At 67.1% G+C, this 7,672-nt stretch carries 3 protein-coding genes; 1 reads left to right on the top strand and 2 read right to left on the bottom strand.

Annotation, left to right across the window (positions count from 1 at the left end; genetic code table 11):
* Positions 1-4,450: excinuclease ABC subunit UvrA (gene uvrA, locus V7Q81_RS05690; RefSeq protein ID WP_333840959.1), on the bottom strand; the 4,450-nt coding region annotated here is incomplete at its 3' end.
* Between the two features lie 385 nt (positions 4,451-4,835).
* Here uvrA and V7Q81_RS05685 point away from each other — a divergent pair.
* A complete protein-coding gene (locus V7Q81_RS05685) occupies positions 4,836-5,156 on the top strand; it encodes a hypothetical protein (protein WP_333840958.1) in 321 nt (106 codons plus the stop codon).
* A gap of 129 nt (positions 5,157-5,285) precedes the next feature.
* On the opposite strand, the gene V7Q81_RS05680 is transcribed toward V7Q81_RS05685, so the two are convergent.
* A complete protein-coding gene (locus tag V7Q81_RS05680) occupies positions 5,286-7,592 on the bottom strand; it encodes a diguanylate cyclase (protein WP_333840957.1) in 2,307 nt (768 codons plus the stop codon).
* Between the last annotated feature and the right edge of the window lie 80 nt (positions 7,593-7,672).

Genomic DNA, 7,672 nt, shown 5'->3' with positions numbered 1-7,672 from the left:
CCACCACACGCCCCCCTTGCTCTCCTGCTCCCGGTCCCAGGTCCACCACATGCTCCGCGAGGCGGATCGTCTCCTCGTCGTGCTCCACCACCACCACCGTGTTGCCCTTGCCCTTGAGCTCGACCAGGGTGCTCAGTAGTCGGCGGTTGTCCCGCACGTGGAGCCCGATGGTGGGCTCGTCCAGCACGTAGCACACGCCGCGCAGGTTTGAGCCGAGCTGGGCCGCCAGCCGGATGCGCTGGGCCTCACCCCCGGAAAGGGTGGGCGCTGAGCGGTCCAGCGTGAGGTAGGCGAGGCCCACCCGATCGAGGAATGCAAGCCGCGACTCGATCTCCGGCAGGATGTCCCGGGCCACCTGGGCAGAGCGGCCACCCAGCTTCAGGCGCTGGAAGTAACGCCGGGCCTCGCCGATGGAGAGGGCCGTCAATTCGGCGATGCTTTTCTCCTGGAATCGCACTGCCAGGGCCACGGGATTAAGACGGCGCCCCCCACACGCAGGGCAGGCCGGGGCCTCTCCTTCCCACCAATCGTTCCACCAGATCTCTTCGCCCGTCTGGTCCTCGTCGAAGCCGGGAAGCGTGAGCCCCGTGCCGTAGCAGCGGGGGCACCAGCCGTGCTTGGAGTTAAAGGAGAAGAGCCGCGGATCGGGCTCGGGAAAGCCCCGGCCACAGCGAGGGCAGGCGCGCCGCACCGAGAAATGGGCCTCCCTGGGCATGCCGCGGGAGCCGGCTGGCGCATCCAGCGGAGCCACCTTGACCGCGCCTTTGCCCAACATGAGCGCTCGGGCCAGGGCCTGCCGCAGGGGCCCCTCAGTCTTGGGCGACACCAGCACCTCGGCCACGGGCAGCTCGATGTCATGCTCCCGGTAGCGGTCGAGCCGAGGCCAAGGGGAGGTGGGCGTGAGGACCCCGTCCACCCGCAGATGCCGGTAGCCCTTGCCCGCGGCCCATTGAGCCAAGTCGGTGTAATAACCCTTGCGCGCCACCACCAGCGGCGCGAGCAACGCGATGCGCACCCCTCGATAATCCCGCAGGAGCCGGGCGGTGATGGCCTCCGGGGACTGGGGCTCGATGGGGACGTCACATTCGGGGCAGTGCTGGATGCCCAGTTTCACGTAGAGCAAGCGCAGGAAATGGTAGATCTCCGTGAGAGTGGCCACCGTGCTCTTGCGGCCGCCCCGGCTCGTGCGCTGCTCGATGGCGATCGTGGGTGGAATGCCATAAATCGCGTCCACGTCCGGCCGCGCTGCCGGCTGCACGAACTGCCGCGCGTAGGCGTTCAAGGACTCGAGATAACGGCGTTGGCCCTCCGCGAATAGGAGATCGAACGCCAGGGTGGACTTGCCCGAGCCGGAGATACCCGTGATCACCGTGAGGCGCTCGCGCGGGATGCGCACGTCCACGTTCTTGAGGTTATGCTCCCGGGCGTGGTGGATGTGGATCGCGGGATCGGCCCGCACTGGCCATGGGCGCTGCGTCCTCTGTCGAGCGAGGTGTTCGGGCCGGGATCGCTGCGCCAGCTGCGCCTGGTACTGGGCGAGGGCCGCACCGGTGTGGCTTTCCGGCACCCGGGTCAACTGCTCGGGCGTTCCTGCCCCCACCAGCCGGCCGCCGGATTCCCCGCCCTCCGGCCCGAGATCGATGACCCAGTCCGCTGCGGCGATGACGTCCAGGTTGTGCTCGATCACCAGCACGCTGTGACCTTGGGCCAGCAACTGGTCGAAGGCCTGGAGCAGAACGGCGATGTCCGCGAAATGCAAGCCCGTGGTGGGCTCGTCGAAAAGGAACAGGGTACCCCCGGGGGCTGCCGAGGCCCTGCCCTGGCGACCGGCGCCTTTGCGGGCCTGGGCCAGATGTCCGGCGAGCTTCAACCGCTGGGCCTCCCCTCCCGAAAGGGTGGGCACCGGCTGCCCCAGCTTGACATAGCCAAGCCCCACTGCCTGTAGAGGCGCCAAGGCTTGCACCACCTCCGGTTGCCGTGCGAAGAATTCCATCGCCTCGGTCACCGTCATCTCCAGCACATCGGCGATGGAGCAAGGTGACTTCCTTTCTTCCCCGGCCGCTGGCAGCAGCTTTACCTCCAGCACCTCGGGGCGAAAGCGGCGCCCGTCGCAATCGGGACAACGCAGATACACGTCGGAGAGGAACTGCATCTCCACGTGTTCGAAGCCGCTGCCGCCACAGGTGGGGCAACGGCCCTCACCCGCGTTGAAGCTGAAGGTGCCGGCGCTGTAGCCCCGTTCCCGCGCCAGGGGCTCCTCCGCGAAGCGCTTGCGGATGGCGTCGAACGCCCCCACGTAGCTCGCCGGATTGGAGCGGGCGGTCTTGCCGATGGGCGATTGGTCCACCAGCACCACCTCGGTCACGGCCTCGTGTCCCCGCAGTCCCGCATGGGCTCCCGGTGTCTGCGCCGTGCGCCCTTTCAGCTTGGCGAGGGCCGGGTACAACACATCCTGCACCAGGGTGGATTTCCCCGAGCCCGAGACGCCGGTCACGCACACGAACCGGTTCAAAGGAATGGACACATCGATGCCCTTGAGGTTGTGCTCGGCCGCTCCCAGTACCTCGAGCCAGGCCTCGGGCGGCTCTCGTTTGGGAATGCGATGCGAAACCCGCTTCTCCCCCCGAAGATACTGCCCCGTAAGGGAACGGGCGTCCCGCTGCAATTCTTCCGGAGTGCCGAAGAACACCACCTGACCGCCCCGCTCTCCCGGGCCTGGCCCCAGGTCCAGGATGCGATCCGCCGCCCGCATGACGGCGGGATCGTGCTCCACCACCACCAGGGTGTTGCCCGCGTCCCGCAACCGGGCGAGCACGGCCACCACCCGGTCGATATCCCGGGGATGCAGGCCGATGGAGGGCTCGTCCAGCACGAACAGCGTGTTCACCAGAGAAGTGCCCAAGGCGGTGGTGAGGTTGATGCGCTGGACCTCGCCGCCGGAAAGGGTGCGGGACTGGCGGTCCAGGGTGAGATAGCCCAGGCCCACATCCACCAGATACTGGAGCCGGGTGCGGATTTCCGACAGGAGCAGCTCGGCCGCCTCGTCCAGGGTCGGTTCCGCAAGGCGCAAGTGGCGGAAAAAGTCCAAGCAACGCTCGAGGGGCAGCAGGGCTATATCGTGCAGGGTGAGTCCCGGCAGCGCGAGGAACGCCTCGGCGGAGAATCGGGCATCCGGGGGGCGCAGTCGCTGGGCCCGCTCGATGACTCGGTCGGCCGCCTCGTGGGTCCCGAGACGCCACAGGAGCGCTTCAGGCTTAAGCCGTGCGCCACCGCAAGCGGGGCAGGGCGTGTAGGCCCGATACTTGGAGAGCAGCACTCGGATGTGCATCTTGTAGCTCTTGGTTTCGAGCCAGTCGAAGAAGCGCCGCACCCCGTACCAGGCATGGGGCCAAGAGGCCTCCCAGCTCACCCAGCCGGGGTCTCCCTCCAGGACCCAGCGCCGGTGGGCATCCTCCATCTGCCGCCAGGGAACGTCCACAGGCACGCCCCGCTTGCGGGCGAAGCGCATGAGCTCCTCCTGGCACTCCCGGTAGCTCTGGGTCTGCCAGGGCTTGATGGCGCCCTGAGCAAGGGACTTGGACGGATCGGGAATAACGAGATCCAGGTCGAGGCCGATTACCCGGCCGAAACCGCGGCAGATGTCGCAGGCGCCGATGGGGGAATTGAAGGAAAAGAAGCTGGGGGTCGGCTCCCGGTAATGGATGTCGCAGTCGGCACAGTGAAGATCCGCGGAGAAGCGCCAGGTGGCGACGGGCGCTGCCCCCTCCCCATGCAGGTGGACCGCAAGACGCCCCTGGCCCAGGCGCAACGCCGCTTCTAGGGCCTCGATCACCCGATCCCGTCCGGCCGCGCCTAGGCGAAAACGGTCCTGCACCACTTCCAGGACGTTGCCCTTCTGCACCTCGATGCGGGTATATCCCTGCCGCTCGAGAAGCGCGCGCACCTCTTGCTCCGAGAAATTGGCGGGCACGCTCACCGGAAAGGTGATGGTGAGCCGGGGATCGCCCGCCGCCAGAGCGCGCTTGGCCAGGGTCTCGTAGATGCTCTGGGGGGTGTCCCGGCGCACCCGCTGGCCGCAGCTGCGGCAGTAGAGCTCGGCAGCGCGCGCGAAGAGCAGCTTCAGGTGATCGGCGAGCTCGGTCATGGTGCCCACGGTAGAGCGGGAGGTCCGCACCGGGTTCACCTGGTCGATGGCGATGGCGGGCGGTATGCCGTCGATGCGGTCCACCCGGGGGCGGTCCTGCCGGTCGAGGAACTGGCGGGCGTAGGGCGAGAAGGTTTCCACGTAGCGGCGCTGTCCCTCGGCATAGAGGGTATCGAAGGCGAGGGACGATTTGCCGGAGCCGGAAACGCCGGTGACGACGATCAGCTCGTTCAGAGGAAGCCGCAGGTTCAAGCCCTTGAGGTTGTTCTGACGGACTCCTTCGAGGGTGATGTATTCGCTGGACACGGATACTTTATTCAATGAGAAAGTAAATTCGTGCAAAGCAGGGCGGGAAATTGACGACGTTTTACATCCGTCCTTCCACGCGCAATCATACTGGAAGCACCTGGCGGTGAACCCCCGTCACCGGCTCGTGTGTCACCACGCCTTTCATGGCCAGGCTCGGCAGCGGGGGACCGCCAGGACCTCCGTCAGCTTCCCGACGAGGCTGCCGGGCGGCAGGACACCCGCTCCTTTGCGGCGCGGGGGGTCTTTTGCCCTTCCATCACAACCCTTTGAATTGTCGTGCTGGCCCGGAGCCGGCGGCGGGGCCTAAGCTCACTGGGCGTGGCACGAATCCTGCCGGTCCCCTTCGTAAGGGTAGCTAACGACGCGATCGGAGGTGGACCTCATGAACCGCAACGTTCCAGGGCCCGTCTGGCCCCTCCTCGACCTCAGATGGATGAACGACACCCATCCGGCGCTCGTTATCCTCACGTGGGCCGCCATCATGAAAGCAGCCGGCTTCTTGAGGGGCGTGGAAATCGATCAGGAATCCTTTCTGGAAGCCTCCCGCAGCAGCGCGGAACCGGTGCGGGGCGCCCTCATCCGTTCCATCGACGATCTCATCGAGCTGGCGGAGCGCACCGGACGGGTGCTGGTCTTCTGGGGCCCACGCTTCGCCCTGCTGCCGGAAGAGGCCGCCCTCAATACCATCGGCGTCCCCTATTGACCGCCGTGCTCTTACCCGCCACTGGACAAAGCGCCCGGGAAGGCCGTCGTCCTTCGCACGAGGGGAAAGGGCGGCCGGGCACGAAGACCCGCCTCGTCGAATCGGCGTATCGTGCCGGCCAGATGGGGCTTAGGAAGCGCGCAGGCTGACCATCACGCGATCGCGTCCGCTGCTCTTCGCTCGGTACAAGGCCGCGTCGGCGGCAGCGAGCAAGGTCTCCGCCGATACCCCGTGGTCCGGGTAGATGGCCACCCCGAAAGAAACGCTCACCGGATCCAGATAGCGACCCTCCCGGTGGATGCGGATGCGGCGCGCCTCGTCCCGGATCCGCTCTGCCCGCTCCTGGGCCGTCTCCAGAGTCGCCTCCGGCAGTAGGACCACAAACTCTTCCCCGCCGAAGCGGCAGGCGATGTCCCCCTCCCGCACGCTTTGGCGCAGCAGGCGACCGAGGGCCCGTAAGACCGCATCACCGGCCTCATGACCGTAGGAATCGTTGAACCGCTTGAAATGGTCCACGTCCAGCATGAGGAGCGCGAGGGGCCGGGCTGTGCGCTCGGCGCGGGCCACCTCCCGTTGGAGCGACTCCTCCAGATAGCGCCGGTTAAACAGGCCCGTGAGGGGATCGCGGATCGATTGGCGATGCAGCGTCTCGCGCAAGCGGATGTTGGAAATAGCGAGCGCAATCTGGTCCGCCAGGGCCCTCGCCATGTCGCGCTTGTGCTCCCGGGCAGCGGCAGAGGCCTCCATCTCAGCTTCTGAGGGCGGGAAGGAGAGGTGCACTATGCCGAGGGTATCGCCGCCGGCCGCCATGGGCAGGCACAAGTAGGGGCGTTGCGGATCGCCGAAGGCTCGCACGTGCTCGCACAGGGGCGAAGCGGCCGGGTCCTCCACCTGATGCACGTGGCCGCGCCGCAGCGCCAGGCACGCCTCCGGGGCAAAGCTGGCTGGGCGCTCCTGAAAGAGCCTCCCCCACGCCGCCAGGCATTCCAGCCTATCGTGGGGGGGGTTGAGAAAATAGAGAGCCCCTTCTTCCAGGGGAAACAGCCGGCCGGCGTAGAGGTCGATGACGTCGAAGGCTTCCCGCTCGCTGCGGCAGGTGTGCAGCAGGCTGCTCATCTCGTTGAACAGCATCATCTCCCGGTTTCTCGTGCGCACTTCCTCCTGGGCCGAGGCCAGCTCTTGAGCGCTGCGGGCCGCCTGCTGCTCCAGGCTCCGGGTCTCCGCCTGGGCCGCCTGCAGGATCTTGTCCTGGACAGCCACGCGCCCGCGCAGGCTGTCCACTTCCCGCTGCAGACCCCACAGTTGCTCCGTATGCTGATCCCGGACCCGCTTCAGGGCGCTTGCCATTTTATTGAGCACCTCTGCCAGCCGCCCCAGGACGGGCACCTCCGTCTCGGCGATGCGAGCACTCAAATCCCCCAGTTCCACCCGGCGGGCAAAATCCACCGCCGTCTCCACGGCACGCATGACGTTGCGGCGCAGGGCGAGCACCATCCAGCCGGCGGCGAGGAGGGTAATCAACCCCACGATGCCGGCGGTATAGCCGATGGCATCGTTCAAGGAAACGCTGTAGTAGGCCAGCACCCGGGCGCTGCGCATTTGGGACAGCACCCGCTCAAGCGCGGGCTCCGCCTCCGCCGCCGCCTGGAGCAGGGAAGCGCGCCGAGCAGACGCCTCCTCCACCACTTGCACATAGCGCTCGAAGAGGTGGCGGTACTGGTCCAGGGCTGCGTCAAGCATGGAACGAGCGGGCGGCGGGCTTGCGGTCCAGTCCCGGGCCAGCGCTTGGCTCGAAGCGCGCACGGCGTCCGCCTCGGCCGGGCGCTGGCGGGCGAAGTAATCGATGCGCGCAAAGCGCAGCGCCTTGAAGCGCTCCAGAGCGCTCGCTGAACCCCGTTGGGAAATGGCCGCCTCGAGCTGCTCCTCCTGATCCCGGAGCTGGGCCTCGAGCCCACCGTCGGCAGAACCCATGCGACGGTGCAGGTCCACCAGAGCCGCGTACTCGGTCCCGTAACGCTCTACGAGTTGCCGGATTCCGCGAACTTCCCGCAGGATGCCCGGATCCCGGACGATGCCCCCGAGGCGTTCGAGATCCTGGCGCACTGTGGCCAGCAGCTCCGCCACCGGCTGCCCATAACGGGCGGCAAAGGCCTCGGACGGGGTTTGGCGATAGCTTAGGGCGAGATCGTGATCGTGGCGGCGTGCTTCCAGAAGTCCCGTGCGGATCCGATGCACCAGCTCCGATACCCGGGCTTCCTCTTCCAGATGGCGCTTGAGGATCGCGATGGCGCTTTCCTGGGCCGCCCGTAGAACGATCCCCGCCAGCACCACTAGGACGGCCACGGCCGCAAGCCCCAGGGTGATCCGGGTGCCCAGTCCAAAGCGGCGGCGCGCGAAACCCTTCTTTTCCCCGGGCAGCTCCAAGGCGACACCCACAAAGCGCAGAATTTAGGACGGCAAGCGCCTCATTATGCCCCAACCGGGCGCCTGTCCTTCATCCCGTCAGGGAAATTCAC

The sequence above is a fragment of the Pelomicrobium sp. genome (assembly GCF_036803785.1).
Classification (GTDB): Bacteria; Pseudomonadota; Gammaproteobacteria; order Burkholderiales; family UBA6910; genus Pelomicrobium.
The sequence above is the reverse complement of the archived record's forward strand: the minus strand, read 5'-3'. Positions and strand labels throughout refer to the sequence as shown.